Origin of the sequence: Pedobacter yulinensis (assembly GCF_003029735.1) — a bacterium.
In the GTDB taxonomy this organism is placed as follows: domain Bacteria; phylum Bacteroidota; class Bacteroidia; order Sphingobacteriales; family Sphingobacteriaceae; genus Pedobacter; species Pedobacter yulinensis.
On record NZ_KZ686272.1, the window covers coordinates 36800 to 62813 of the forward strand.

A 26014-nucleotide genomic window follows, 5' to 3' on the forward strand; every position below is an offset into this window, starting at 1 on the left:
AGAGGCCGGAGCCTCTTGAATAATCTTTAAAATCTATCAGCTGACCGGGTTTGGCATATCCCTGACCTGCAGATCGAGCGGCTGTTTAACCTTATTCGTTGCCAGTGCAAAGTCAATGACCTCGCTCATTTCCGTTACATAATGAAAATTCAGATCCTTGATGTAATGTTCCTTGATCTCCAGGATGTCTTTCCGGTTGCTTTTGCAAAGAATAATATCCTTGATGTTTGCACGCTTGGCCGCCAGGATCTTTTCTTTGATGCCACCTACCGGCAATACTTTGCCCCGCAGCGTAATCTCGCCGGTCATGGCTAGGTTCGGTTTGACCTGACGCTGTGTAAAGGCAGACGTCAGGGCCGTTAGCATGGTTACACCTGCAGAGGGCCCGTCTTTTGGTGTGGCACCTGCCGGAACGTGAACATGTACATCCCATTGGTCAAACAAGCGGTGGTCAATATCAAAAGCCTTTGCATGTGCACGCAGGTAGGCCAGTGCAATGGTCGCCGACTCTTTCATGACATCGCCAAGGTTGCCGGTAAGTGTGAGTCGGCCCTTGCCGGGGCTCAAACTCGCTTCGATAAAGAGGATGTCTCCGCCTACCTGGGTCCAGGCAAGCCCCGTTACCACACCCGCAACCTCGTTGCCTTCATACAGGTCTTTGTCATACACCGGGGCACCGAGGATGCGCTCTACATCGTCCTGGCTCATGGTGGCCTGGTAAGGCTCATCCATGGCTATCTTGGTGGCGATGCCCCGCACGAGCGACCCGATTCTTTTCTCGAGGCCGCGAACGCCTGATTCGCGCGTGTAGTCTTCAATAACGCGCTCGAGCAAAGCCGGTTTCAGGTGAATATCTTTTAAGCCAAGGCCATGGTTTTCTTTTTGCTTGGGCAAAAGGTATTTGCGCGCAATCTCCACCTTCTCTTCGATGGTATATCCGTTCACTTCGATGATTTCCATGCGGTCGAGCAAGGCAGGCTGTATGCTGCTTAACGAGTTGGCCGTTGCGATAAAGAGAATGTTTGACAGGTCATAATCTATCTCCACATAGTGGTCGTAAAAAGCGTTGTTCTGTTCCGGATCAAGCACTTCAAGTAAAGCTGAAGAAGGGTCGCCGCGAAAATCTGAACCCACTTTATCGATCTCATCGAGCACGAACACGGGGTTGCTGGCACCTGCCTTTTTTAGCGACTGGATGATGCGGCCGGGCATTGCACCAATATAGGTTTTCCGGTGACCGCGAATCTCTGCCTCATCCCTGATGCCGCCCAGCGCCATGCGCACATACTGCCGGCCAAGCGCCCTGGCGATTGACTTGCCCAGCGAGGTCTTGCCCACGCCGGGAGGGCCTACCAGGCAAAGAATAGGCGCCTTCATATCCTTCTTCAGTTTCAGCACCGCCAGGTACTCAACAATACGCTGCTTTACCTTTTCAAGGCCAAAATGGTCCCGGTCCAGGATACGCTGTGCCCGCTTCAGGTCGAAATTATCTTTAGTAAATTCGTTCCAGGGCAGTTCGAGCAGCAATTCCAGATAGTTCAGCTGAATGGAATAATCAGGTGCGGCCGGGTTCATCCTGCCCAGCTTATCGAGCTCTTTTTCGAAATGCGCTTTAACCTGTACAGGCCATTTCTTTTTGCTTCCACGTTTCTTGAGGTCCTCGAATTCCAGGTCAACGCTGTTGCCGCCCAGTTCTTCCTGGATGGTTTTCAACTGCTGGTTCAGGAAATAGTCCCGCTGCTGTTTATCCAGGTCGGTTCTGACCTTGCTCTGGATCTGGTTTCTCAGTTCGAGCATCTGCAGTTCGGTGGTCATCAGCTCCATCACCATTTCGGCCCGCTCGCGCAGGTTGGCCATTTCAAGCATTTTTTGCTTGTCGGCCATCTCTGCATTCATGTTTGAAGAGATGAAATTGATAAGGAATGAAGTGCTTTCAATATTTTTTAGCGCAATGGCAGCCTCGCTCGGAATGTTGGGCGAAAGCTGGATGATCTGCGCCGACATTTCACGGATCGAGTCGACAAGCGCTTTGAACTCTTTGTCTTTTTTGTGCCTGGATTCTTCGAATTTGGCTACAGCCGCTTTGATATAGGGCTCGTTCTGGATCTCTGAAAGCAGTTTAAAACGCTGTTTGCCCTGGATGATCACGGTTGTGTTTCCATCTGGCATCTGCAGCATCTTGATGATGTGTGCAACCGTGCCCACCTTGTTCAGCTGTTCGAAAGTCGGGTCTTCGATCGATACGTCTTTCTGGGCCACCACACCAATGATCTTGTGTGCCCGGTACGCTTCCTTGATCAGTTTGATCGACTTGTCGCGGCCCACCGTGATGGGGATGACGACACCAGGAAAGAGCACCGTGTTGCGCAGTGGCAGGATAGCCAGAACGTCTGGCGTTTCCTCGTTGTTCATTTCGTCTTCGTCCTGCTGGGACATGAGCGGAAAAAACTCAGTGTCTTCGTTTATGATCGGTAAAGTATTGCTGAAATCGAATGGATCGTGTTTACTCATTAAGTATCTTTTTTAGAGCGACAAACTGGCAGGATTGCCCGCTCCAGCTTTAAATTGTTATTCGGGTAGCTATTTTCAACTGTTGTGCCAAACCCTGAATCCCGACCAAATCTGTAAAATCGTCAGTCTCGCAAAATAATTTCTGTTATAAATATATCAATTCGTTTCGGCGGGGCGTTATGCTGTTGTTTAGGACGCATTTGTCTGCAGACTGTAAAACCGGCCTCTTACGCATCCATTTCAAACGGTGTGAAATTTTGTAATCCCGTTCGTTATACTAAATTTGAATCATAAATAAACCATCATGAATTACCTCAAACAAACGATCTTCTTCCTTATGATCTTAACTGCCGAGCAAAGCGTTGCCCAGTCCAGTTATTTTAAAATGGGGATGCAGGCGTGGATGAAGGGAGATTACAAAAACGCTGTCGCACAATTAGAGAAAGCCGATTCTAAAGATCCCAATAATGCCAATACACTTAAAATGCTGGGGTATTCTTATTACCAGTCTGGCGATTTTGAAAACTCGATTGCAACCTACAGCAGGCTCATCGACCTGAAATCAAATGATGTTTCGGCCTATTATTACCGTGGCAAGGCCCGTCAAAACATTGCCAATGATCCGAAAGAGTCGCTGAACCAGATGCGCGAAAGTTTTTACCTTTCTTCGATCCGCGATTTTACCAAAGCAATCGAGCTTAGCGGGGAAGAAGACATCAAGCTTTTTCAGAACCGCGGCCTGGTCTACAAGGATTATGCGATCTTCAAATCGTATAAAATTCAGAAAAAAGCAGAAAAGGCCGCTTGTGTAGCCATATTCAGGAACGCCATTGCCGACCTGGAAAAGGTGCTGCTTAACCAGCCACAGCGAAAAGATATCACCGGGCAGATCGACTATGTAAAGGCTCAGATTGCCAGCCTTAAATAATACCGATCACCTCATCCAAAAAAGAAACCGGCCAAGGCCGGTTTTTTTATGCTTATAGGCGATTGCAGCTGCAGACCTTCAGAACTGACCGGTAATGGTATATTGCTTTGGTGCTAAAAAACGAATGTTTTGGCGTTTACTGATGCGGTAACTTTTTCCCGGAACATATTCGAGGCTATCGGCCGAGCGGTACAGATAATTTTTCGTTTGGGTTACGATCAGGACCCGGTTAATCGAATCAGCTTTTTTATGGATCTCTACTTTGCGCACGCTGATCTTCGGATTGGCCGAGGTGTAGATGTCCGTACTGTCTGTTTTCTGCAGCCGGAACGCGCCACGCCAGGCAGCCTTGTTGATGTCGGCTTCGCTGAACACAGCCAGCTCAGACTTCCAGTCGGCGATGCGTACACGTTTGCCTTCGCCGATCCCGTTTACTGTGACCTGTTTGTTTACCATCGGCGAGATCTGCTGCAGCCTGGTCGCTTCTGAACTGAAATAATCGCCCAGGCTGAAATAGGCACGACCTGATGCCGCTTCCGGTTGTACACAAGAGCCAAGCAGCCAGGGAAGGAGGAGAAGGAACCGACGGGATCTTTTCATATTATACCAGGCAATCGCCCGTCATGGATGCAGGAGCGTTCAGCCCCATCAGTTTGAGGATGGTGGGGGCAATGTCTCCGAGCTTTCCATCCCTGATGTGTTTATAATCTTTATCGATCAGGATGCAGGGGACCAGGTTGGTCGTGTGCGCTGTATTGGCCGAACCGTCTTCATTCACCATAAACTCCGAATTGCCGTGGTCGGCCAGAATAATGAACGAATAACCGTTTTCAATTCCTGCCTGTACAACTTCGGCGGCGCAGCGGTCTGCCGTTTCGACTGCCTTGACAACTGCGCCAAATACGCCGGTATGTCCGACCATGTCGGGATTGGCAAAATTCAGACAAACGAAATCGGGCCAGCCGGTTTTCAATTCCTCTACAATGGCTTCGGTAATGCCTGCGGCACTCATCTCGGGCTGAAGGTCGTAGGTGGCCACCTTTGGCGAAGGGACCAGGATACGCTTCTCGCCAGCAAACTCTTTCTCCCTACCTCCTGAAAAAAAGAAGGTTACATGGGGATATTTTTCAGTTTCGGCAATTCGGATCTGGTTTTTACCATTGGCTTCCAGTACCTCGCCCAGTGTTTCGGTCAGGTCTTCTTTCGTAAAGATAACCTTAACCCCTTCAAAACTTTCGTCGTACGAGGTCATGGTCACATAATAAAGCGGCAGTTTGTACATCCCATAATCGGGAAAGTCTTTCTGGGAAAGCGCGGTTGTAATTTCTCTTCCACGGTCAGTTCGAAAATTGAAGCAGATGACCACATCGTCCGGGCTGATAGTGGCAACCGGTTCGCCGGCCGCATTCGTGATGGCCACTGGCTCGATAAATTCGTCGGTAATGCCCTGGTCGTAAGATGCCCGGATGGCGGTTTCGGCTTCAACAGCCCTGCTGCCCACTCCGTTCACCATCACATCATAGGCTTTTTTAACACGTTCCCAGCGGTTATCGCGATCCATGGCAAAGTACCGTCCGGTTAGCGTAGCAATGGTGCCGGAACTGTGGGCCAGATGTGAATTGAGATCACGGATGTAACCTAATCCTGAATTCGGATCGGTGTCGCGGCCGTCAAGAAAAGCATGGATGTAAACTTTCGTCAACGCTTGTTCCTGTGCAGCGTCGCACAAGGCCTTGAGGTGTTCAATGTGCGCATGAACGCCGCCGTCAGACACCAGACCGATAAAGTGCACTGCTTTGTCATTCGCTTTTGCATAGGCAAATGCCGCTGTCAGAATGGGGTTGCTGTGCAGTTCGCGGTCATTAATGGCTTTGTTGATTCTGCCCAGTTCCTGGTAAACAACCCGGCCGGCGCCAAGGTTCATGTGGCCTACTTCTGAATTGCCCATCTGCCCTGCAGGAAGACCCACGGCTTCGCCCGAAGCCTCCAGTCTGGAATTTGGATAGTTGGCCAGAAGCGAATCAAAAAACGGCGTGTTTGCAGCGTAAGCAGCGTCAGATATATCTTTTTTGCCATATCCCCAGCCATCGAGGATAATCAGTACGGCTTTCTTATTTTCCACGTGGCAAATATAAGTCTCTTGCCGTTTTATAATAATTTTATTACCAATTTTAATTTATAAATGGCATAATTTTAGTACCTCGCAGGCTAATAAACAAACATAATGACCAGGACACTACTCGTATCATTGTTTCTGTTTTTTGGAGTTATACAACCCGTTAATTATCAAGCAGATATCGTCGATGATTTGCTGGTTAGCTTCCGGAATGGCAATGCAAAACAGGTGGCGGCGAACTTTGCACCGACCATAGAACTGATCATTCTCGACGAAGAAGATGTTTACTCGAAGGCGCAGGGGGAACAAATACTGAAAGATTTCTTTTCCAAACACAGCCCGCTGAAAGCCACTATTTTTCACAAATCCAACGAAGCGAAAAGTTACCGTTTTGCGGTGATTACCCTGAACACGAACAACGGCAATTTCCGCGTAGCCATTACGCTTAAACAGGCCGGCAACGCTTTCAAGATCTCTGAGCTCAAGATCGAACCGATCAAAAACTAGCGGTTCAAACATAAAATAACTACTTTTGCCAGAAAATCGACTGGTTTGGATACAGCGCAGCTACAATCATTTATCAAAAATGCACTCGCCGAAGATGTGGGCGATGGGGACCATACGTCACTGGCAACTATACCGGCAGGCACGCAGGGCCGCGCCAGGCTGATCATTAAAGAAAGCGGGACACTTGGAGGTTTAGAACTTGCCGTTGCCATTTTTGCTGCGGTCGATGCCAGCCTGAACGTAACGGTACTGGGAAATGATGGCGAGGAAGTCAAGCCTGGCGACGTGGTGCTTACCGTTGAGGGAAGCACTCATGCGATCCTGATTGCTGAGCGGCTGGTGCTGAACTGCATGCAGCGCATGAGTGGCATCGCTACGAAGACCCGGTCCATGCGCGGGCTGATCAGTCCTTACCATGCGCAGCTGCTCGACACGCGGAAAACCACTCCCGGGCTCCGACTGCTTGAAAAATGGGCGGTTCGCATTGGCGGAGGGGTAAACCACCGGACCGGGTTGTACGATATGGTGCTGATCAAAGACAACCATGTCGATTATGCCGGGGGCATAGCCAATGCGCTACAGGCGGCACGGGCCTACCTGAACGAAACTGGGAAGCCCTTGCAGATTGAGATCGAGGTACGCAATCTGGACGAGCTTGACCAGGTCATTGCCGCCGGCGGTGCAGACCGCATCATGCTCGACAATTTTAGTTTTCCTGACCTGCGCGAAGCCGTTAACCGGATAGGCGGGAGGTTCACTACCGAAGCCTCGGGCGGCATCACCGAACAAAACATAGCAGAATATGCTGCCTGCGGGGTCGACTACATATCGGTCGGTGCCCTGACCCACAGCGTAAAGAGCCTGGACATGAGCCTGAAAGCATATTAACGCAAGATTCAGGCAAATTGAAAGATGTTTTTTTTGTATCATTGTAGGATATGATATCGGTATACTCCATCGCCGCATTGGTTCTCGCATATCTTTTAGGTTCAATACCCTCGGCAGTCTGGATCGGTCAGGCCTTCTACGGCATCGACGTCAGGGAGTACGGCAGCGGCAATGCAGGGGCAACCAATACCTTCAGGGTGCTTGGCAAAAAGGCCGGCATCATTGTCATGGTGATGGACATTTCTAAAGGCTTTACGGCCACAAAACTTGCTTACTTTATTGGTCTTTCCGTTACCGGTCCGCATGCGTCTACACAGTTTGTTAATTATGAGCTGGCGCTGGGCGTAACGGCCGTAATGGGGCACCTGTTTCCGGTCTTTGCCGGTTTCAGGGGCGGGAAAGGCGTCGCCACACTTTTTGGAATGGTTTTAGCTGTCAACTTCCCGGCAGCGATGCTTTGTGTTCTGGTCTTCGTGGTGGTTTTACTGGTCTCAAATTATGTTTCACTGAGTTCGATCTGTGCGGGATTTACGTTTCCGCTGAGTATTGTTTTTGTGTTTCATTCGTCGATCAAAGCCGAAGTACTTTACGGCATGTGTGTCTGCGTGCTGATCATGGTAACCCACCAAAAGAACCTTGAGCGTCTGCTCAAGGGAAAAGAATCCAAAGTCTACCTGTTCAGGAAGAAAAAAAGCTAAAAACAACACCTATGAAATTCACCTATTTGTCAGGTATCGCTGCGGCGGTACTGTGTATATCGGCGTGCTCAACCGTTCCGATTACAGGAAGAAGCCGGGTCAGCCTGGTAGACGACAGCCAACTGCAGCAGGCAGCGGCTTCCAGTTACACAGCCTTGCTCAAAGACCCGAAAACAGTTGTGCTCAACAATGCAGATGCGGCACGTGTAAAACGCATTGGCCAGCGCATCCAGACAGCGGTAACACGCTACATGAATGCCAACGGGTATGGAGCGCAGATCCAAAACTACCGATGGGAGTTTAACCTGATCCAAAGCCCTGACATCAACGCCTGGTGTATGCCCGGCGGCAAGGTAGCCGTTTATACCGGTATACTCCCGGTAACGAGGGATGATGCAGGTCTGGCAACCGTGATGGGGCATGAGATTGCACATGCTATCGCGCAGCACTCAGCCGAGCGCGCCTCGCAGGTAGCGCTGGCCCAGGTAGGCGGCGGTTTGCTCGGAGCGGCCACAGGCGGTAAATCACAGGCCACCCAGGAAATTGTGAACCAGGCATACGGCATCGGTGCGCAGGGTTTTGTTCTGCTGCCCAACTCCCGCAAGCAGGAGCTGGAAGCCGACCACCTTGGGCTCATCTTTATGTCGATGGCTGGATTTGATCCTGAAAGTGCTGTAGGCTTCTGGCAGCGGATGGCCGCAGCCAGCAAAGGCAGCCAGAAACCGCCCGAGTTTTTAAGCACTCACCCCGCCGATGCCACGCGGATTGCCCAGATTCAGCGCGATTTGCCTGAGGCAAAGAAATACTACAACTCAACAACCGGAAAACCGGTAAAATAAACCTGCGGCCAGCAGGGCCAGAGTAAAAAGCGAAACGGACCTTAAATAACCTAGCGTTGTTTAAGGTCCGTTTGTTTCAGGGGTGTTTCTGATCTCCTATAACGGTGTTACAAGTTATCAGGCAGTTGCAAATGTGCGGGTGCACCGATAAACCAGTGTCTGGTCTCTGGTGTTCAAACGAACCCGGCTCCCTGCTAAGCTTGTCTGTTCAGATGATAAAACCCCAAAAGCGCGCAGCCTTTGGGGTTCATGCTGTTTTCGCGACAGCTGCCGTAAAAAGTTAAGCGCTGAGTTAAGCTTTAGACAGCAGGTTTTTCCAGCTTACTTTGTTGCCGATGATCCGTTCGAGGTCAGCAATTGCTACGCGTTCCTGTTCCATGCTGTCGCGATGGCGAATGGTTACACTGTCGTCTTCCAGACTCTGGTGGTCTATGGTGATGCAGAATGGTGTGCCGATGGCGTCCTGCCTGCGGTAACGCTTACCGATCGAGTCTTTCTCTTCGTAAATCAGGTTGTGGTCAAACTTCAGCGTATCCATGATGGCACGTGCCTTTTCAGGCAGGCCGTCTTTTTTGGTAAGCGGCAGGATGGCGGCCTTAACCGGTGCCAGTGCAGGATGGAGGCGCAATACAGTGCGGCTATCCTGCTTATCTTCGGTACTCAGGTCCTGTTCTTCGAAAGCGTTGATCAGGGTAAGCAGGAACATGCGGTCCAGGCCGATCGAGGTTTCAATCACGTAAGGCACATAGTTGCCATACGGTTTTCCTTCCTCATTCAGTTCACTGTCAAAGTACTGCATTTTTTTACCTGAAAACTCCTGGTGCTGGCCCAGGTCAAAATCGGTGCGGCTGTGAATGCCTTCAACCTCTTTGAAACCGAAAGGAAATTCAAACTCAATATCGGTTGCTGCATTTGCATAATGCGCCAGCTTTACATGGTCATGGAAACGGTAGCGGGCAGGATCGGTGCCAAGTGCCTGGTGCCATTTCAGACGGGCTTCCTTCCAGTATTCAAACCATTTGCCGTCTTCGCCCGGGCGTACAAAAAATTGCATTTCCATTTGCTCGAACTCGCGCATGCGCATAATGAACTGACGGGCAATGACTTCGTTGCGAAATGCCTTGCCGATCTGTGCAATACCGAAAGGGATTTTCATTCTTCCGGACTTCTGAACATTCAGGAAATTAACGAATATGCCCTGGGCAGTTTCCGGCCTGAGGTAGACCACCTCGGCGTCTTCTGACATGGCCCCAAACTGGGTGCTGAACATCAGGTTGAACTGACGCACATCTGTCCAGTTTTTTGTGCCGCTTACCGGGCAGGCAATATCGTGTGCTTCGATCAGCGACTTCAATTGCGGCAGATCTTCAGCCTTGAGCGCATCGTCCATAGCCGTTTGCAAGTCCTCAGCCTTGTCTGTCTTGCCGTCTTTGCGGTATTTTTCGATCCGGTCTTCCAGCAGCTGGTCGGCACGGTAGCGTTTCTTAGAGTCTTTGTTGTCGATCATGGGGTCGTTGAAGCCATCGACATGGCCGCTTGCCTTCCAGATCTTCGGATGCATGAATATGGCCGAATCAATGCCAACAATGTTCTCATGCATCTGTACCATGGCTTTCCACCAATAGGTTTTGATGTTGTTTTTTAGCTCTGCCCCCAGCTGGCCATAGTCATATACGGCGCTGAGACCGTCGTAAATCTCACTGCTCTGAAATACAAAACCATACTCTTTTGCATGCGAGATGACATTTTTAAATTGCTCGTCGTTAGTTGTTTTAGCCATAGTGCTGCAAATATAATAATCTATCGCAGATGTCGCCGGCCCCGCTGCGGTCGTTTTTAGGTATGTAACCAAAGGTTTTTCGGCCCGCCTGCTCAGCCCTTTGCCGCTTTCTGTACTTTTGTGCATGAAAAAGATTGTATTGTTGTTTATCGTGGTTTTGTGGGCCGGCGTGCTGGCCGCCCAGCAAAAATTTCACCGCATTGATTTCAAGACGCCGTCTGCCTTACAGGCCTTCCTGCAACGCAAAACAGCACCTTACCCCTTGCTAAGCGCTCACCGCGGCGGCCCCATGCCCGGATATCCGGAAAACTGCATTGAAACTTTTGAAAATGCGGCCAGGCTGCAACCTGTCATCATTGAATTTGATGTTGCCCTCAGCCGGGATTCTGCGCTGGTCGTGATGCACGACGACCGCCTGGACAGAACCACTACAGGCAGCGGCCCTGTCGGTGAACATACCCTGGCACAGCTCAGTGAGCTACGCCTTCGCGACAACGAAGGGCGGCTTACAGCTTTTCGTATACCAACGTTAGACCAGGTCCTGAAATGGGGGAGTGGCAAGGTGCTGTTTACCATCGACATCAAGCGCGGCGTACCTTACCGCATGGTCATCGATGCAGTACGCCGCAACAAGGCCGAAAACAGGAGCATCATCATTACCTACAGCGCGAACCAGGCGGCAGAGGTGCACCGGTTGGCCCCAGACCTGATGATCTCTGCATCGGTTGGCCGTGAGGAAGACCTGGCCCGCCTGAACAGCATGGGGGTGCCCGACAACCGGATCGTCGCGTTTACGGGAACGAGCGCCCGCCCGGCGTCGCTCTACACCTTGCTGCACAGCCGCGGTGTAACGGCAATCATGGGGACGATGGGCAACATAGACCGGCAGGCAAAAGCAAAGCCCGACGCCGGTGTCTATACAAAGCTCGTTGAACTGGGAGCCGATGTTTTGTCTACAGACGAACTGCAACTGGCCGGCAAGGAACTCGATGCATACAGGCGTAAGTCTGGTATGCGGCTAAAGGCGTTGGTTGTCAGGTAGTTGTTTATCTGTTGGTAAAAAATCGATCTTTTACGAACAAAGTGCTGATGCTAACGTTAAACAAAGACATCAATACTTATCAGTACTATGAAAAAGTTAATTTTTACACTGTTTTTCGCGGGATCAATTGCAACTGCGTCGCAGGCACAGATCCAACAGGGAAATGTCATGGTCGGGACAAACCTGTCTAACATTAATTTTGCTTTGGACAAGCCCAACGCATTCAGCCTGGCCATTAATCCAAAGGCCGCCTGGTTTATTGACGATGGGGTAGCCATTGGTGGCGATGTCATGTTTGGCCTTGAAACACCGGGCAAAGACCTGGGTACGACCATCAATTACGGTATCGGCGCGCTAGGGCGCTACTACGGGCAGACCGGCGCTAACGAGTTGATAAAAAGCTCCCGGTTCTTTGGCGAGGCAACTGTAGGCGTATCCGGAAGAAACCTTTCAGGTGGCGGGTCTACCAATGGCCTCGGCTTTTCAGTAGGGCCCGGTTTTACCTATTTTATTACAAGGACCATCGGCCTCGAAGCTTTGCTCAAGTACCAGGGTGTGGTTGGCTTCGGCAGCAGTGCGTATGCGCATAACCTGAATCTTGGTGTGGGCTTTCAGATTTACCTGCCGGGAAGAAGCACAGCAAGAAAAGTTGGACGGGATATTGATTAAACCGTTTTTTTAGCAGCTAAAAGGGTGTCAATTTATGTTGGCGCCCTTTTTTATTGCCAAAGTTTCCCATATTTGGGTCAACTGATCCGGAACATATGAAAAGCAAGATCCTACTTTATATATTGCTGTGCCTTGGCCTGTCGCTCACGTCCGCTGGCCTGCATGCGCAGGACCGTTTGTCGGGCGTCAGTTTTGCTGCCGAATTGGGGCTGCCTTCAGGAAATTTTTCGAATGCTTCCAATTTTGGCGCTGGGGGCTCGGTGAAAGCCGATCTTGGCATCAGCGAAAAGATCGCCCTGACTGCGAACGCAGGATATATGGTTTTCTTTGGCCGCAGCGCCTTCCGTGTAAAAGTGCCTGACTTCAGTTACGTGCCGCTTAAGGCCGGACTCAAATACTTTTTTACGAAAGATGCTTTTGCAGAGGCGCAGGGTGGGGTAGCCCTGCCGGCAACGGGGCAAAACAAAATGGTATATGCCTGGTCTCCGGGTTTCGGAACGCGGTTCAATGTGTCTTCGCGATCAAAAATGGAAGTCGGCATCAGGTATGAAGGCTGGACAAGCCGCTCGCAGCTGGAACTTGCGAATGGGCAAAAATTGTCTACCCGTTCGTTCGTAGGCTTGAGGATCGGTTATTTCCTGCCCTTGTAAGGAAAACTTATTTTTTTGTAAACAAAATATTTAGAATGGTGTTTTTTGTTGAATAGGTTCAAAAAAGCTAAAAATTGGACCATATACAAGAAAAAACCCTTATGAAAAAACTATTTTTACTTACGGCACTTGCAGGCTTGTTGTCTTTCGGTGCCTCTGCACAAACAACTGCCGGAAACAAATTGGGCGTTGGTCTGGAATTCGGTTTGCCTGTTGGCGATTGGTCTGACGGCATGAACATCGGCTTCGGCGGATCAGGTATCATGCACATTCCGATCAGCAGCAGCAAGCTATACGGAACCATCAATGCAGGTTTTATCAATTTCAAGAGCAAGGAAGTCAACGGTTTTACTTATGACTACGGTGCTATTCCATTGAAAGCCGGTATCAAATATTATTTTGTTCCTAATTTCTATGGCGCTGCCGAGCTGGGTGCTGCCATTGGTACAAACGATGGGGCAAGTACTGCTTTCGCGTACTCGCCAGGTATTGGTGTAGATTTCCCTGTGTCTGACAAAACATCGATTGACCTGGGTGCGCGTTACGAAGCCTGGTCAGCGAACAGCGTGACAAACGGATTTGTAGGCATTCGCGCGGCCTTCAATTTCGGCCTGTAAAACTTAAAAACAAAGCATCGAAAAGCTTGCCCTCTGGCAGGCTTTTCCTGTTTCCGGACCTTCCGTTCAGGGTTGATGTGAATATGTTCATTTTTTCCACATTATTGGCATGGCAACCGGTACGCTGAATAATTTTTATATTTTTGAGCACTTACAAATCGTATCATGAGATTTATTGTATCTACGTCAACATTGTTAAAGCATTTGCAGACTGTGAATGGTGCGTCAAGCAGCAGCACGGTATTGCCTATACTGGAAAACTTTCTTTTCGAAATCAAAGAGGGGCAGTTGATCATATCGGCTACCGACCTTCAAACCAGTATGACTACCTCGCTTCCTGTTGAGTCTAAGGAGGAAGGCAAAGTCGCCGTACCATCTAAGATCCTGCTTGATACGCTGAAGACACTCCCGGATCAGCCGATCGCATTTAATATTGATGACAACACTTTCGCCATCGAAATCAGCGCAGGTGATGGCAAGTACAAGCTGAGCGGCGAGAATGGAGATGATTTCCCCAAGATCCCTGTGGTGGAAAACGCATCCTCTGTTAATTTACCTGCCTCTGTATTGGCCGAGGCCATAACCAAGACAATATTTGCGGTCAGTAACGACGAATTGCGGCCCGCAATGACCGGCGTTTTTTGTCAGCTTTCTACCGAACACATTACTTTTGTGGCCACCGATGCCCACAAGCTGGTGCGCTATCGCCGCAAAGACAGCAAGGCAGAAAAAGCGGCATCGTTTATTTTGCCCAAAAAAGCACTGACATTGCTCAAGAATGCGCTTCCGGCATCTGATCTGAACGTCTCGGTCGATTACAATGCGACAAGTGCTTTTTTCCGGTTCGAAAACATTAACCTGGTCTGCCGGCTGATCGATGAGCGGTATCCGGATTATGAAGCCGTGATTCCGGGAAACAACACGAACAAACTGACAATAGACCGTGCGCTGTTCCTGAACACCCTACGCCGGGTGGTCATATTTGCCAACAAAACCACGCACCAGGTGCGTTTAAAGATCAGTGGGAGCGAGCTGAATATCTCTTCTGAAGATCTTGATTTTGCAAACGAGGCCCACGAGCGGTTAAGCTGCCAGTACAACGGAGAAGATCTTGAAATTGGTTTCAATGCGCGTTTCCTGATCGAAATGCTGGGTAACCTGAGCGGTGAGGAGGTTACACTCGAACTTTCTACGCCGAACCGCGCCGGTCTGCTGATCCCGCAAACAAACGATGAAAATGAGGACGTGCTGATGCTGGTCATGCCAGTCATGCTGAACAACAGTTATTAGCGGCACCTTAAACAAATAAACTAATGGCCTGGTTTTTGACCGGGCTATTTTGTTTTAAATCATTCCGCTCATGAGCATTCGAATTTTGCAGGGAAGCCGCCAGTTGTTACTTGCAGCCACGTTTTTTGCGTTGTTCCTGGTGTCCTGCAAAGAGGTCGGGCCTGAGCCGCTCGTGCAGGGCGAAGCCCGGGTACGTCTTGTCAATGCCGCCCAAAATTCTGAATCTGCTGAATTTTATGCAGATGATGTCAAGGTCAGTTCAGCAGCGCTAACCTATGGAGAAGCCAGCGGATACATGACAGTGAATTCCGGGGTAAAGAAAGCGCAGGTAACAGAGCACGATCGCATTGCTGTCTCTAACGACGTCAGTTTTATTCCCGGCTTTTCTTATACGGCATTTACGATCATTAACCGCGATGACAAGGCCGAACTCATACTGATCAGTGACAATGTTGGCGCTGTAGAACCAGGCAAAGCGGCCGTTCGGGTGGTGCACCTGGCCAACGATGTTTTTCTCGGTCTGAATACCGGGATATCTGGCGGTATCAACTTCGTAACGAGTCAGACTTATAAATCGGCCTCAGGATACTTTTCGGTAGACCCGGGCGTAGACCTGCTGCTGTACTCGAACGGCGCCGAGGCTTACAGCAAGCGCGTACCCGGCGCCGATATCAAAGAAGGAAAAATCTATACGATCTGGGTAGATGGTTCTGCTTCCCGGCTGAATTATCACCTGATTGAATACAATTAGAAAAGGCAGGAGGGTTACTGCCCGGGAATAATTTATTAAATTAGCAAAAATCTATCGCATGAATATGATTAGTAAACACTACAGCACGAAGCTTTCCATGCTTGCTTTGTTCTGCCTGATTGTGCTCGGCGCATGTAAAAAATCGCCTGACGACGTCCCTGAGGTAACCGGCGATGCATGGATGAAGTATGTGAACGCTCAGGCCGATGCTCAGCCACAGGAGGCGTTCATTGACGATACTAAGGTTTCCATTGCGCCTGTAGCGTACAACAACAGCAGTGAATACCTGAAAGTCCGCGCAGGCACACGCACGCTCGCGTTTCGCGACCAGGGTGCCACTACCGCTACGGCTTCATCACAGCTTAACATTCCGGCTGATGCCTACTTTACCAGTTATTATGTAAAGGATGCACAGGGCGGCAAAGTACTGGCCCTGCTCGATGACCTGACGCCGCCTGCACCGTCCACGCAGGCACGGATACGTTTCCTGAACCTCGGCTCCTCGTTTACAAATGGTCTCAATTTTACTGAAGTAGCAGGCAACAATGAGTTTATTACGGGTCTGGCGTTTGGAAACGTTTCACGATACTATACCATTGCGCCGGGTCTGGCATTTAAAGTGACCGCCGCTGGCTCGGTTACAGCGGTAGACATTCCCGGCACCACCTTCGCCGCAGGCAAGATCTACACTGTCTGGGTAAATGCAAATTCAACAGGCAGTCCGCTTGTACATGTTGTCACACACAACTAACTGGCTAATTATAATTTAACACAGGAAATATCACGCCATTTGGCGTGATATTTTTATTTTTGCAGCTTAAACAAACGTTTTGGACTTTTTCTCGCAAATTTTTGACTTCATCCTCCATATCGACAAACACCTTGTCGAAATCGTAAACGATTATCAAACCTGGACCTACCTGATCATGTTCCTGATCATTTTTGCCGAAACAGGCCTTGTCATCACACCGTTCCTGCCAGGTGATTCCTTGCTTTTCGCTATGGGAGCGCTCATGGCCAAGGGAGGAACCGGCCTGGACATTTATGTCATGGCCCTGCTGTTGTGTATTGCCGCCATATCGGGCAATTCGCTGAACTATTTTCTTGGCACCTTTTTCGGGGTTAAGGTGTTTAAAGATACCAACCGCATTCTGAAGCTTGAATACTACAATAAAACGCATGCTTTTTTTGAAAAACATGGCGGCAAAGCCGTTGTTTTCAGCAGGTATCTGCCTATATTCCGAACCATTGCTCCCTTTGTTGCCGGTGTAGCCCGCATGCCTTTCGGCCGCTTTACACTCTTCAACGTTGTTGGTGGTATTTCATGGATCGTTGTTTTTCTTTTTGCAGGCTTCCTTTTCGGCAATATTCCGATTATCAAAGAGAACTTTACGGTTGTGATTGTAACCATCGGGATACTGACCTTTTTGCCAGCGGTCATTGCCGCATTTAAGGCTAAATTCAGCAAAAAGACGGCGGTTTAGAGTTCCCTGCCCAGGATTTTTCCTTTATTAAAGGCCTGCTCTGTTGCTTCATCTGCTGCGCGAGCCGGATGTGGCAAGTGTTTCAGATGTTGCAAGTCAGGCTGGCCGGCATCGACCCAGGCGGTATACCAGAAACCTGCAACCGCTGCGATCGATGCACGCATTTGCCGCTCTACCATGCCATTCAGTTTTTCATGATATGCCCGCGAATACTGGAGAGAATAAGCCCTGATCACCTGTTTTTTGTCGCGGTAAAAACTGAATTGCTGGTCTGAAGGGTATCGTTTTTTCAACTCAGCCTCCAGGCGCAGCACGCTGTCTACTTTTGTGCGCGTTTGCCGGACTATTCGCCAGGCCTCGCGAAGCGGGTTTTCAATGTACCGTGCCGGACCCGTATAGAAACTATAGCCCGCTGAGAACAGTTCCGGAAGCCTGCTCTCCCAAAACGCGTGAATGCCCTTTTGGTTGCTCAGCTGACCATTGTGGTTATTTGTAAGGTGAAGCGGTACATGCGCATCGGCTATGTAGTGGCCCAGGTTAGCTGCCGTACGCAGAATTTTGAGCGAGTCCCGGCTGCGAAATGCAGCCACAAGCTGCAGGTGGGAGAAATGGATCTGCCAGGGAACAATGCCGTTTTTTTGCAGCATCTTTTCGCCAAACCTCTTCCGGGCCTCGTCGTACCGCATGGGCATACTGTCCAGATTGCCGTATTCTTCGGCGTCAAGGTAATGACGTGCGGCTTCGAGCGTATCTGCGTACCGGCGTTTGTCTGCGTCAGTGGCATGCTCCCCCAGGTAAGTAATGTTTGATTTAAAAAAACGGCTCATGGCCGCTGGCAGGCTGTAGACGGCGAGTGTATTGATCTTCCGGTGGGCAAAGAAACCCCAGGAAAGGCAGGAAAGTCCTGCAAGCATGCATAATAAAACACATTTCATTAACCTTAAGTTAATAAAATGTGCTGAAATTATCCTGTTATTCGTCTATTTTTTTTCCTTTCATGGCTGAAGAAATGGCGATATCCATGATACGCTCAGCAAAAGGCCGGGTATACTCATTCAAGGCATCGGTATCTTTCAGAATCACGTCCTTGTCTGCAGATTGCAGGCTTTCGCGCAGCTTCGCGATCAGGCTTTGGGTTTGTGCGATCTCTTCAGGCTGCAGGTAAAGTCCGTTTTTTTCTAAAAATCGCTCGGCAGTATAGGCCAGCTGCTCGCCTTCGCCCCGGGCTTCGATGACCATGCGCTGCTCCACATCCTGTTTGGCGTGGGTTACGCTGTCTATCAGCATTTGTTCAACGGCATCGTCGGTCAGGCCGTAACTGGGTTTGACCTCAATTTCCTGTTTCGTGCCTGAACGGAGTTCGATTGCCTGTACGGTGAGAATACCGTCTGCATTCAGAATAAAGTTGACATCGACTTTCGGAAGGCCTGCCGGCATGGCCGGGATGCCTTTCAGTTCAAATTCGGCCAGTTTGCGGTTTTCCTTTACCAAATCGCGTTCACCCTGGTAAACTGATATCTTCATGTTCACCTGGCCGTCTACTGATGTGGTATACTGCCGGCCGGCGCGGGTTGGTATTTTTGAATTCCTTGAAATGATCACGTCCATAAGTCCGCCCATCGTTTCAATTCCCAAAGAAAGCGGTGTCACGTCCAGCAGCAGGATATCGGAGCGGTTACCGGCGAGCACATCAGCCTGGATGGCTGCGCCAAGGGCCACGACTTCATCGGGATTGATGTGGTCTTGCGGCGTCTTTCCGAACAATTCGGCAACTTTATTCTTAACATAGGGTGTTCGGGTCGAGCCGCCAACCAGGATCACGTCGTTTATCTGGTCAGGACTCAGGCCGGCATCGACAAGAGCCTTGCGGCAGCTGTCGAGGGTTCGCTCCACTTTGGGTGCAATCAATTCTTCGAACGTCTGCTTGTCCAGGGTACACCAGATATCGCCAAGCTTCTCATTATACAGGTTCTGCCTGGAGAGTGCTTTCTTGGCGGTTTCGGCCTGCAGGCGCAGGCTTTGAGTAAGCATCTGGTTTGCCTGAAGCGAGGCGCGGTCAATCTGGTTCTTCTCAATCCAGTAATCGACAATTGCCCGGTCAAAATCATCACCACCTAGAAAGGTATCGCCGTTCGTAGACAATACTTCAAAAATTCCATTCTGTATGGACAGGATAGAAACGTCGAACGTACCGCCACCAAGGTCGTAGACTGCGATGGTTTTCTGCTCCTGCGGATCAAGGCCAATACCATAGGCAAGGCTGGCCGCAGTAGGCTCATTCACGATGCGCAGCACGTCCAGTCCGGCCAGCTTTCCCGCATCGCGGGTTGCCTGCCGCTGGCTGTCGTTAAAGTAGGCTGGTACTGTGATCACAGCGCGGTTAACAGGTGTCTTTAATGCATGCTCTGCACGATGCTTGAGCTCTTTCAATATTTCGGCCGATAGTTCGATGGGGGTGTAGAAACGGTTTGCGGCCCGGATCTTGACCAGCGCATCGGTATTGTCATCGATAATCTTATATGAAAAAAGGTCTTGGTGCCCGGCTACATCCTGGTAAGAACGACCTAAAAGTCGTTTTACCGAGAAAATTGTGTTTGCAGGATCGGTGGTCAGGTACTCCTTTGCTTCGTTGCCCACAACGGCATCGCCATGTTCGTTGAAATGTACAACGGATGGCACGAGCAAACCCTTGCCAGTGTCGTTAATGGCTTGCGGTTGTTTCTCGGGATTGATAAAGGCGACCAGGCTGTTGGTTGTGCCCAGGTCAATACCTACAATAAGTTCTTCCTGCTGCAGCGAACCCGTCGCCAGGTTAATGGATATTTTTGCCATGCGGCAAATTTACTCATTACTTTACTGTGTAACGTAACAATGCAAACCGAATTCGGTCAAATGAGCATCATAAGCGCTTTAAAAAAAATATTCTTTAAATAAGCGAGCATTCATTTATATTTGTCCCTTACATGTAAACATGCGCAAGAGAGATACCTGTAAGGAGGAAACGGTAAAAGCCAAAGCGATCGAAATGCTGGTTGCTGATGGTTTTGAAGGTTTCAGCATGAACAAGCTGGCTAGGGCCTGCGGCATTTCGGTCGCTACGCTTTACATTTATTACCGGGACAAGGATCACCTGATTGTGAGTATCGGGAATGAGAAGTTCAAAGAGATGAGCGAGTCGATTCTTGGCAATTTCGATCCTGAGCTGGACTTTGAAGCAGGCATGCGCATCCAGTGGGAAAACCGGTACCGCTTCATGGTAGACCGGCCGGCCGTAACAAGGTTGCTGGAACAGTTCCGCAATTCCGGCTACCAGCAGCAAGTGATGCCCGAACTGGCTGAAGCGTTTAAGAAAACAATGGGCGCATTTATACATAACGCAGTTCGTCGCGGTGAGATTGAAGAAATGTCGCTCGAAACTTACTGGTGCATTGCATTTGCGCCATTGTACGCGCTTATGCGCTTTCATGAAGAAGGACGGAATATGGCGGGCCGGCCTTTCCGCATGACCGAAACAACACTGTGGCAAACGTTTTCACTGGTGATGAAGGCTATGAAACGTTAATGCCGCTTAATAAAATCCCTGCGACCATGAACAATTTCGATCACATTCTCGTATTTAAGACAGACCTGGCTTCGCACCGGGACGTCGAAACGATCAGGCCGGTGCTTGACGCGGTCACGCACATTGAAGAATGGAATGTCGACCTATACGATGAGGATTTCGTACTTCGCATCGTATCACCCCGCGCCACACACCAGGAAATTATTGAGCTGGTACAGGCCGAGGGTTATGCCTGTGCCGAGTTGAAATAGATTTTTTATCATATCCCAACATACATGCAAACAAATCAAAAACCGGCTGCATTAAGCGGCTACCAGAAAGTGGTCATTTTTATCCTGGCCATGACGCAGTTCACAGTTGTGCTCGATTTTATGGTGATGGCCCCCATGGGCGACATTCTGATGAAGTCGCTGAGCCTGAGACCAGAGCAGTTCGGGCTGGCGGTATCGGCATATGCCTTTAGTGCAGGCGCTTCCGGACTGCTGACAGCTGGCTTTGCAGACCGCTTTGACCGAAAAAAGCTGCTTCTCTTTTTTTACACGGGCTTCATAGCCGGTACGGTGTTCTGCGGCCTGGCGGTTAACTACCACCTGCTGATCGCTGCACGCATCATTACCGGGCTTTTCGGCGGCGTAATCGGATCCATTACGCTGGCCATTGTTGCCGATATCTTCAGCCTTGAGCAGCGGGGGCGGGTTATGGGCTTCGTGCAAATGGGTTTTGGAGCCAGCCAGGTTCTTGGTATTCCCATCGGGCTGTACCTGGCAACTGCCTGGGGCTGGCAAACAACCTTTATCATGATTGCGGGACTGGGAGCGCTTATTGCCGTTTTAATTCTGACGCGAATGAGACCACTTACAGAGCACCTGCTTCTGCAGCGTAGCGGTTCGGCGTTCAGCCACCTGCTGCAGACGGTACTGAGCAAGAGGCACCGTGTTGGCTTTACGGCTACGGCCCTTTTGTCTGTCGGCGGGTTTATGATGATGCCGTTCAGCAGCGCCTTCGCGATCAACAACCTGCACATTACCGAACACCAGCTGCCCATGCTGTTTATGGTATCGGGTGTGGCCGCCCTTGTGGTCATGCCGCTGATCGGGAAGTTAAGTGACCAGGTAGATAAATTTCTGCTCTTCTCTGCAGCTTCGGTCTGGCTGATGATCGTGGTGTTAGTTTATACAAATCTTTCGGTTACACCGCTCTGGCTGGTTATGGTCTTTAATGTGCTGATGATGGTCGGCATTATGAGCAGGATGGTTCCCGGTACCGCATTGACCAGCGCCGTGCCAGAAATGAAAGATCGGGGCGCCTTCATGAGCGTAAACGCTTCTCTGCAACAGGTTGCTGGCGGTATATCGGCTGTTTTCGCCGGCCTGATCATCAGACAGGAGCACCCGGGCAGTCCTTTACAGCACTACGATTGGGTAGGGTATATTGTCGTGGCTTTTTCACTTTTATCCATTTACCTGATTTACAGGGTTAGCCGGGTAGTCCGGCAAAAAAGCGAACTGGCAGCGGCAGTACCCGTTATGCCCGAGGCTTAATGGATTTACGGTGTTCTTTTTGCAGCAGCGGGCCATATATGTTCCAAAGCCAGACAACAATATCCTGGTAACTTTTGATTCCTTTTTCCTGGTCATTCAGTTTCAGGAAGCGGTCGAACGTTGCCGACATGTAAGAAGAAACGCTGCTGTCATATTGCTGCCAGAAGTTGCGCTCCAGGGTAAAGTCGGCACGTACCGCCGGACTAATCCTAGCTTTCAGTTTCAGGTAAGCGGGGTCTGAACGGAGCGCCATTTCGAGCAGGATATACCGGAGTGCCTGGTAATACGCTGCATACCTGAACCGCGCATCAGCGCTGTTTACTGCTGTCAGGTAGCCAAGCAGATTGGCCTCGTCTTCATAAGCTATGCCCGTTTGGTGTGCAATTTCATGGCAGGTCACGAAAGGCAATGCAAACCCGGGAATGCCGGTATTGATATTGGCTTCGCCGGTGAGCGGAATGTAGTATCCTTCGATACCTGCCATACTTGTAAGCCAGCTGCTCGTTACCGCTTTGACGGAAGGACGTTCATAGCGGAACAGGGCGTTGCGTTCTTCCATCTGCCGGTAGGCCGAAACCGCCCCTGTCAGTAATTCGGTTTTTGAAAGCTGTGGCATGCTTACGGCCGCTTGTTTTGTATCGTTGGTCTTCTGCAAAATGAACTGGCCAAGAAGAAACAGTTGTTCGCGGCTGTAGGCTGCATCGTTTAAGCCGAGTGCGCGGTATGCAGGCTGGCGGTTGTAGTTCAGGCCCCATAACAGCTTGAATGCGAGGTACAGGATAAGCAGGGTGCGCAGCAGTGCCAGGCCAAATTTTTCGAATGTTTCACGGCTGCGATTTCGCACCAGCTTCAATGCCGCACGGACCAGGGAAAAGATTAGCCAGGCGATGAGTCCTGCATACAGCAGATCGCCCAGGGAAAAGGGGACTGGTGCCGAGATGGTGCGCAGCGCAAGCGCAATTCCGGGATAAATGCCCCCCACATACCAGCGGTCTACGGCCGATGCCGAAAGGCCCCAGCAGTAGACCAGCGCAGCCAGGATGATCAATACGATAAGCTGCCGCAGGCCAGTACGCCGTGCTGTTGAACGTGTCATGCCTTTTACCGGTTAAACTGCAGCCGCATGCCCGTCTCGCTGGTTGTAAATTTGCCTTTATGGTAAGCCATGTTGCCGGATACGAATGTGTAGATGATGGCAGACTGAAAAGTCTGGCCCTCGAACGGTGACCAGCCGCATTTGTAAAGAGTATTTGCCCGGGTAACGCGAATCGGATCGTTCAGGTCTGCGAGGACAAGGTCTGCCCAATAGCCTTCGCGGATAAATCCCCGGCGGTCCAGGTTGAAGCAGGTGGCCACGTTGTGCGCACTTTTTTCAACAACCTGTTCAAGGGTCATTTTGTTCTGGTGGTACAACTCAAGCAGCGCGGAAAGGGCATGCTGAACAAGCGGGCCGCCAGAGGGCGCCTGTAAATAGGGCTGGTTTTTTTCGTCCAGGGTGTGGGGTGCATGGTCTGTAGCAACAACGTCGATGTGACCATCGAGCAGGCCCTGCAGGATCCCGGAGCGGTCTGCAGCCGTTTTCACAGCGGGATTCCATTTAATGAAATTTCCCTTTTCTGCATAGTCTGCATCGCTGAACCAAAGGTGGTGCACGCAGGCCTCGGCCGTGATGCGTTTTTCATGCAGCGGTATGCCGGCATCGAACAGGGCCACCTCCCGGGCGGTAGAAATGTGCAGAATGTGCAGGCGGGTGCCATACTGCCTGGCCAGGCCAACAGCGAGCGACGACGACCTGTAGCAGGCCTCGGCGCTGCGAATGAGGGGGTGCATGTCAATGGTCAGCGCTTCACCATACTGCGCGCTGAAGGCAGCAAGGTTTTTCCGGATGGTTAACTCATCTTCACAATGCGTAGCCACCAGCATGGGCGCCTGGCTGAAAATGTGCTCGAGCGTTTTTTCATTATCGACCAGCATATTTCCAGTCGAAGAGCCCATGAATACCTTGATCCCACAAACCATTTTGGGGTCGGTACGCAGCACTTCGTCCAGGTTGTCGTTCGAAGCACCCATATAAAAGGAGTAGTTGGCGAGCGACGTCTCTGCCGCTATGCTGTACTTCTCATTCAGGAGTTCCTGGGTAAGCGTATTCGGAACGGTATTCGGCATTTCCATAAAGGAAGTGATGCCTCCAGCCACGGCAGCCATGCTCTCGGTAAAGATATCTGCCTTGTGTGTCAGCCCCGGCTCCCGGAAATGGACCTGGTCATCGATCATGCCCGGTAATAGGTGCAGGCCTTCGGCATTGATTTCTGCAGCGCCGGCGGCAGCGATGTTCTGGCCTATCTTTTCTATGAATCCATTTTTTATCAATACATCGGCAACATACTGCCGGCCTTCGTTTACCAGGGTAGCACCTTTGATCAGGGTCGTGTTCATGTTACAAAACTAGGATTAAATGCAGATTTACACAATTGTCGCATCCCGGAGTAGGGCTGGGTGCCATCGGGCGTGAAGACAGCTTCAAACTCAAATATGTATCTTTGCCCGCATGTCTAAGAGTTTCGATGAATTTAAACTGAACCGCCAGATCCTGAATGCGGTCGCCGATGCGGGTTACGAGGTTGCTACGCCCATACAGGAAAAGGCCATAGGCCCGGTCTTGTCCGGGCAGGACCTTTTCGGGGTGGCCGAAACCGGTACCGGCAAAACGGCCGCATATGTTCTACCCATTCTGATGAAACTTAAATATGCACAAGACCTGGCCCCCCGTGCCCTGATCCTGGCGCCGACACGTGAACTGGCCATGCAGATCGAGGAACAGGTACGGTTATTTGCAAAATATACAGACCTGCGCAGCCTGGTCATCTATGGGGGGATTGGTCCGAAAGTACAAACCGAAGCCATTGCCCGCGGTGTCGACATCCTGGTTGCCACGCCGGGACGCTTCTTGGATATTTACCTGGACGGAAAAGTCGATACCAAAAGCCTTAAATTCCTGGTGCTGGACGAGGCCGACAAGATGATGGACATGGGTTTTATCGGCTCTATTCACCGCATTCTGGAAGTGGTGCCGCGGAAACGCCAGAATCTGCTGTTCTCTGCAACGATGAGTGACCTGGTGCAGAAAATTGCCGGCGATTTCCTGAAGTTCCCGACCTACGTTGAGGCAGCGCCGCAGGCAACGCCGGCATCGAACGTAAGCCAGAAGCTTTATTTTGTTCCGAATTTTAAAACCAAGATCAACCTGCTGCAACAGCTGCTGAAAAATGACATCGATTTTTCCCGGTTGATTATTTTTTGCAAAACCAAAACGGTTGCCGATAACATCTTTAGCTTTATCGAGCGCCGGTTCGGCTCAGACGCTGTGCGTGTAATCCATGCCAATAAAGGGCAGAATACCCGGATTAATTCCATTAACGATTTCAGGGAAGGAAATATCCGGGTGCTTGTGGCAACCGATGTGGCTGCCCGCGGTATCGATGTGACCGATGTAAGCCATGTGATCAACTTCGATGTGCCGATCATTATTGAGGACTATGTACACCGGATCGGGCGCACCGGACGGGCATTCGCGAAAGGTGATGCACTGACGTTCTGTACCGATGCCGAAAAATATTACATTAAAAAGATCGAGCAGCTGATACGCCAGCAGATACCGGTTGAGCCTCTTCCCGAAGGCGTGTTTATTGAAGAAACGCCGTTTGATGAAAGACAGGCCATGGCCCGCGAAATTGACGCCCAGAAACGCAAAGAAAACCCGGATTTCAAAGGCGCTTTCCACGAGAAAAAACACGTAAAAGCCCAGCAGAAAAAGCCGGCAAATACCAGTCAGTCAAAGCCCAAACATAAAAACAAACGTTTCGACAAACCAAAAAATAAATGAGGATAAGTCCTTTCAATGTGCTGGCCGCTGCGGTCGTTGTGTTTGCCGGCTGGAGCTTGTTTTCGGGCGGCGGCGTCGAATTCAGCATCTGGCGGGCCCTGCTGCTGATTGTGCTGCTTTTCATTTTTTTTGTCGTCGACCTGGTCTTCAGGCAGCGGCTCCGCTCGTCAAAAAGATTGTGGATTATTGAAATTACATTGATAATTTTGGCGGTCATATTTATTCTCATATTTAACGCCGGCTGGTAGCCGGCTCAAC

Annotated in this window: 26 protein-coding genes; 18 read left to right on the forward strand and 8 right to left on the reverse strand. The window is 50.3% G+C overall.

The window, feature by feature from the left end:
- Positions 1-36: 36 nt before the first annotated feature.
- Positions 37-2511 carry an endopeptidase La gene (gene lon / locus C7T94_RS17820; protein ID WP_107217209.1) on the reverse strand — a complete coding sequence of 825 codons (2475 nt, stop codon included), beginning with the start codon at positions 2509-2511 and terminating at the stop codon, positions 37-39.
- Positions 2512-2815: 304 nt separating this feature from the next.
- Here lon and C7T94_RS17825 point away from each other — a divergent pair, with 304 nt between their 5' ends.
- Complete coding sequence (locus C7T94_RS17825) at positions 2816-3439, forward strand: tetratricopeptide repeat protein (protein ID WP_107217211.1); 624 nt, start codon at positions 2816-2818, stop codon at positions 3437-3439.
- A gap of 78 nt (positions 3440-3517) precedes the next feature.
- On the opposite strand, the gene C7T94_RS17830 is transcribed toward C7T94_RS17825, so the two are convergent.
- Both C7T94_RS17830 and gpmI read right to left on the reverse strand, forming a co-directional pair.
- Positions 3518-4039, reverse strand: coding sequence for a hypothetical protein (locus C7T94_RS17830; protein ID WP_107217212.1), 522 nt, complete (start codon positions 4037-4039; stop codon positions 3518-3520).
- A 1-nt stretch (position 4040) separates the two neighbouring features.
- Entirely contained in the window at positions 4041-5561 is a 1521-nt protein-coding gene (gpmI, locus tag C7T94_RS17835; protein ID WP_107217214.1) for a 2,3-bisphosphoglycerate-independent phosphoglycerate mutase, read from the reverse strand.
- Between the two features lie 102 nt (positions 5562-5663).
- Between gpmI and C7T94_RS17840 the strand changes: the two genes are divergently transcribed.
- The 4 genes from C7T94_RS17840 to C7T94_RS17855 are packed head-to-tail and all read left to right on the forward strand — an operon-like array spanning position 5664 to position 8487.
- Positions 5664-6062 carry a DUF4783 domain-containing protein gene (locus tag C7T94_RS17840; RefSeq protein WP_107217216.1) on the forward strand — a complete coding sequence of 133 codons (399 nt, stop codon included), beginning with the start codon at positions 5664-5666 and terminating at the stop codon, positions 6060-6062.
- Positions 6063-6107: 45 nt separating this feature from the next.
- Positions 6108-6950 (forward strand): carboxylating nicotinate-nucleotide diphosphorylase, encoded by an 843-nt coding sequence (nadC, locus tag C7T94_RS17845; protein WP_107217218.1) that lies wholly within the window; start codon positions 6108-6110, stop codon positions 6948-6950.
- Between the two features lie 50 nt (positions 6951-7000).
- Positions 7001-7648 (forward strand): glycerol-3-phosphate 1-O-acyltransferase PlsY, encoded by a 648-nt coding sequence (gene plsY, locus C7T94_RS17850; protein ID WP_107217220.1) that lies wholly within the window; start codon positions 7001-7003, stop codon positions 7646-7648.
- 11 nt (positions 7649-7659) lie between these two features.
- Positions 7660-8487, forward strand: a complete 828-nt coding sequence (locus C7T94_RS17855; protein WP_107217222.1) for a M48 family metallopeptidase — start codon at positions 7660-7662, stop codon at positions 8485-8487.
- A 292-nt stretch (positions 8488-8779) separates the two neighbouring features.
- On the opposite strand, the gene C7T94_RS17860 is transcribed toward C7T94_RS17855, so the two are convergent.
- Complete coding sequence (locus C7T94_RS17860; RefSeq protein ID WP_107217439.1) at positions 8780-10267, reverse strand: glycine--tRNA ligase; 1488 nt, start codon at positions 10265-10267, stop codon at positions 8780-8782.
- 124 nt (positions 10268-10391) lie between these two features.
- Here C7T94_RS17860 and C7T94_RS17865 point away from each other — a divergent pair, with 124 nt between their 5' ends.
- From C7T94_RS17865 to C7T94_RS17900, 8 genes are all read left to right on the forward strand, one after another.
- Positions 10392-11309, forward strand: coding sequence for a glycerophosphodiester phosphodiesterase family protein (locus C7T94_RS17865; protein WP_107217224.1), 918 nt, complete (start codon positions 10392-10394; stop codon positions 11307-11309).
- 87 nt (positions 11310-11396) lie between these two features.
- Complete coding sequence (locus C7T94_RS17870) at positions 11397-11978, forward strand: porin family protein (RefSeq protein WP_107217226.1); 582 nt, start codon at positions 11397-11399, stop codon at positions 11976-11978.
- Between the two features lie 95 nt (positions 11979-12073).
- A complete protein-coding gene (locus C7T94_RS17875; protein WP_107217228.1) occupies positions 12074-12628 on the forward strand; it encodes a hypothetical protein in 555 nt (184 codons plus the stop codon).
- Positions 12629-12729: 101 nt separating this feature from the next.
- Positions 12730-13245 (forward strand): outer membrane beta-barrel protein, encoded by a 516-nt coding sequence (locus C7T94_RS17880; RefSeq protein WP_107217441.1) that lies wholly within the window; start codon positions 12730-12732, stop codon positions 13243-13245.
- Between the two features lie 165 nt (positions 13246-13410).
- A complete protein-coding gene (gene dnaN, locus C7T94_RS17885; protein WP_107217230.1) occupies positions 13411-14535 on the forward strand; it encodes a DNA polymerase III subunit beta in 1125 nt (374 codons plus the stop codon).
- Between the two features lie 70 nt (positions 14536-14605).
- Positions 14606-15286, forward strand: a complete 681-nt coding sequence (locus C7T94_RS17890; protein ID WP_107217232.1) for a DUF4397 domain-containing protein — start codon at positions 14606-14608, stop codon at positions 15284-15286.
- Positions 15287-15344: 58 nt separating this feature from the next.
- Positions 15345-16037, forward strand: coding sequence for a DUF4397 domain-containing protein (locus C7T94_RS17895; RefSeq protein WP_107217234.1), 693 nt, complete (start codon positions 15345-15347; stop codon positions 16035-16037).
- A 79-nt stretch (positions 16038-16116) separates the two neighbouring features.
- Positions 16117-16770, forward strand: coding sequence for a DedA family protein (locus C7T94_RS17900; RefSeq protein ID WP_107217236.1), 654 nt, complete (start codon positions 16117-16119; stop codon positions 16768-16770).
- Here C7T94_RS17900 and C7T94_RS17905 read toward each other — a convergent pair.
- Positions 16767-17705 (reverse strand): zinc dependent phospholipase C family protein, encoded by a 939-nt coding sequence (locus C7T94_RS17905; protein WP_107217237.1) that lies wholly within the window; start codon positions 17703-17705, stop codon positions 16767-16769. The two genes, C7T94_RS17900 and C7T94_RS17905, sit on opposite strands and share 4 nt — an antisense overlap.
- 37 nt (positions 17706-17742) lie before the next feature.
- Complete coding sequence (gene hscA / locus C7T94_RS17910) at positions 17743-19602, reverse strand: Fe-S protein assembly chaperone HscA (protein WP_107217239.1); 1860 nt, start codon at positions 19600-19602, stop codon at positions 17743-17745.
- Between the two features lie 139 nt (positions 19603-19741).
- Between hscA and C7T94_RS17915 the strand changes: the two genes are divergently transcribed.
- Genes C7T94_RS17915 through C7T94_RS17925 form a run of 3 tightly spaced genes read left to right on the forward strand, consistent with a single transcriptional unit; the run spans position 19742 to position 21873 of the window.
- Positions 19742-20332 (forward strand): TetR/AcrR family transcriptional regulator, encoded by a 591-nt coding sequence (locus C7T94_RS17915; protein WP_107217241.1) that lies wholly within the window; start codon positions 19742-19744, stop codon positions 20330-20332.
- A gap of 26 nt (positions 20333-20358) precedes the next feature.
- Positions 20359-20583 (forward strand): hypothetical protein, encoded by a 225-nt coding sequence (locus C7T94_RS17920; RefSeq protein WP_107217443.1) that lies wholly within the window; start codon positions 20359-20361, stop codon positions 20581-20583.
- A gap of 24 nt (positions 20584-20607) precedes the next feature.
- A complete protein-coding gene (locus tag C7T94_RS17925; protein ID WP_107217243.1) occupies positions 20608-21873 on the forward strand; it encodes an MFS transporter in 1266 nt (421 codons plus the stop codon).
- On the opposite strand, the gene C7T94_RS17930 is transcribed toward C7T94_RS17925, so the two are convergent.
- Entirely contained in the window at positions 21857-22969 is a 1113-nt protein-coding gene (locus C7T94_RS17930; RefSeq protein ID WP_107217245.1) for a DUF3810 domain-containing protein, read from the reverse strand. The two genes, C7T94_RS17925 and C7T94_RS17930, sit on opposite strands and share 17 nt — an antisense overlap.
- Before the next feature lie 5 nt (positions 22970-22974).
- Positions 22975-24309 carry a dihydroorotase gene (locus C7T94_RS17935; protein ID WP_107217246.1) on the reverse strand — a complete coding sequence of 445 codons (1335 nt, stop codon included), beginning with the start codon at positions 24307-24309 and terminating at the stop codon, positions 22975-22977.
- A gap of 112 nt (positions 24310-24421) precedes the next feature.
- Here C7T94_RS17935 and C7T94_RS17940 point away from each other — a divergent pair, with 112 nt between their 5' ends.
- Together C7T94_RS17940 and C7T94_RS17945 are read left to right on the forward strand one after the other, a co-directional pair.
- Positions 24422-25756 carry a DEAD/DEAH box helicase gene (locus C7T94_RS17940; protein ID WP_107217248.1) on the forward strand — a complete coding sequence of 445 codons (1335 nt, stop codon included), beginning with the start codon at positions 24422-24424 and terminating at the stop codon, positions 25754-25756.
- Entirely contained in the window at positions 25753-26004 is a 252-nt protein-coding gene (locus C7T94_RS17945) for a hypothetical protein (protein ID WP_107217250.1), read from the forward strand. Before C7T94_RS17940 ends, C7T94_RS17945 begins: the two co-directional genes overlap by 4 nt.
- Positions 26005-26014 lie beyond the last annotated feature (10 nt).

Excerpts from the sequence above, each read along its gene's own strand:
- C7T94_RS17825 (WP_107217211.1), top strand. The coding sequence starts at position 2,816 with ATGAATTACCTCAAACAAACGATCTTCTTCCTTATGATCTTAACTGCC.
- C7T94_RS17925 (WP_107217243.1), top strand. The coding sequence starts at position 20,608 with ATGCAAACAAATCAAAAACCGGCTGCATTAAGCGGCTACCAGAAAGTG.
- C7T94_RS17865 (WP_107217224.1), top strand. The coding sequence starts at position 10,392 with ATGAAAAAGATTGTATTGTTGTTTATCGTGGTTTTGTGGGCCGGCGTG.
- C7T94_RS17935 (WP_107217246.1), bottom strand. The coding sequence starts at position 24,309 with ATGAACACGACCCTGATCAAAGGTGCTACCCTGGTAAACGAAGGCCGG.
- lon (WP_107217209.1), bottom strand. The coding sequence starts at position 2,511 with ATGAGTAAACACGATCCATTCGATTTCAGCAATACTTTACCGATCATA.
- C7T94_RS17905 (WP_107217237.1), bottom strand. The coding sequence starts at position 17,705 with ATGAAATGTGTTTTATTATGCATGCTTGCAGGACTTTCCTGCCTTTCC.
- C7T94_RS17945 (WP_107217250.1), top strand. The coding sequence starts at position 25,753 with ATGAGGATAAGTCCTTTCAATGTGCTGGCCGCTGCGGTCGTTGTGTTT.
- C7T94_RS17890 (WP_107217232.1), top strand. The coding sequence starts at position 14,606 with ATGAGCATTCGAATTTTGCAGGGAAGCCGCCAGTTGTTACTTGCAGCC.
- C7T94_RS17830 (WP_107217212.1), bottom strand. The coding sequence starts at position 4,039 with ATGAAAAGATCCCGTCGGTTCCTTCTCCTCCTTCCCTGGCTGCTTGGC.
- C7T94_RS17895 (WP_107217234.1), top strand. The coding sequence starts at position 15,345 with ATGAATATGATTAGTAAACACTACAGCACGAAGCTTTCCATGCTTGCT.
- C7T94_RS17920 (WP_107217443.1), top strand. The coding sequence starts at position 20,359 with ATGAACAATTTCGATCACATTCTCGTATTTAAGACAGACCTGGCTTCG.
- plsY (WP_107217220.1), top strand. The coding sequence starts at position 7,001 with ATGATATCGGTATACTCCATCGCCGCATTGGTTCTCGCATATCTTTTA.
- C7T94_RS17870 (WP_107217226.1), top strand. The coding sequence starts at position 11,397 with ATGAAAAAGTTAATTTTTACACTGTTTTTCGCGGGATCAATTGCAACT.
- C7T94_RS17940 (WP_107217248.1), top strand. The coding sequence starts at position 24,422 with ATGTCTAAGAGTTTCGATGAATTTAAACTGAACCGCCAGATCCTGAAT.
- C7T94_RS17840 (WP_107217216.1), top strand. The coding sequence starts at position 5,664 with ATGACCAGGACACTACTCGTATCATTGTTTCTGTTTTTTGGAGTTATA.
- dnaN (WP_107217230.1), top strand. The coding sequence starts at position 13,411 with ATGAGATTTATTGTATCTACGTCAACATTGTTAAAGCATTTGCAGACT.
- C7T94_RS17880 (WP_107217441.1), top strand. The coding sequence starts at position 12,730 with ATGAAAAAACTATTTTTACTTACGGCACTTGCAGGCTTGTTGTCTTTC.
- C7T94_RS17915 (WP_107217241.1), top strand. The coding sequence starts at position 19,742 with ATGCGCAAGAGAGATACCTGTAAGGAGGAAACGGTAAAAGCCAAAGCG.
- C7T94_RS17875 (WP_107217228.1), top strand. The coding sequence starts at position 12,074 with ATGAAAAGCAAGATCCTACTTTATATATTGCTGTGCCTTGGCCTGTCG.
- hscA (WP_107217239.1), bottom strand. The coding sequence starts at position 19,602 with ATGGCAAAAATATCCATTAACCTGGCGACGGGTTCGCTGCAGCAGGAA.
- C7T94_RS17855 (WP_107217222.1), top strand. The coding sequence starts at position 7,660 with ATGAAATTCACCTATTTGTCAGGTATCGCTGCGGCGGTACTGTGTATA.
- C7T94_RS17930 (WP_107217245.1), bottom strand. The coding sequence starts at position 22,969 with ATGACACGTTCAACAGCACGGCGTACTGGCCTGCGGCAGCTTATCGTA.
- C7T94_RS17860 (WP_107217439.1), bottom strand. The coding sequence starts at position 10,267 with ATGGCTAAAACAACTAACGACGAGCAATTTAAAAATGTCATCTCGCAT.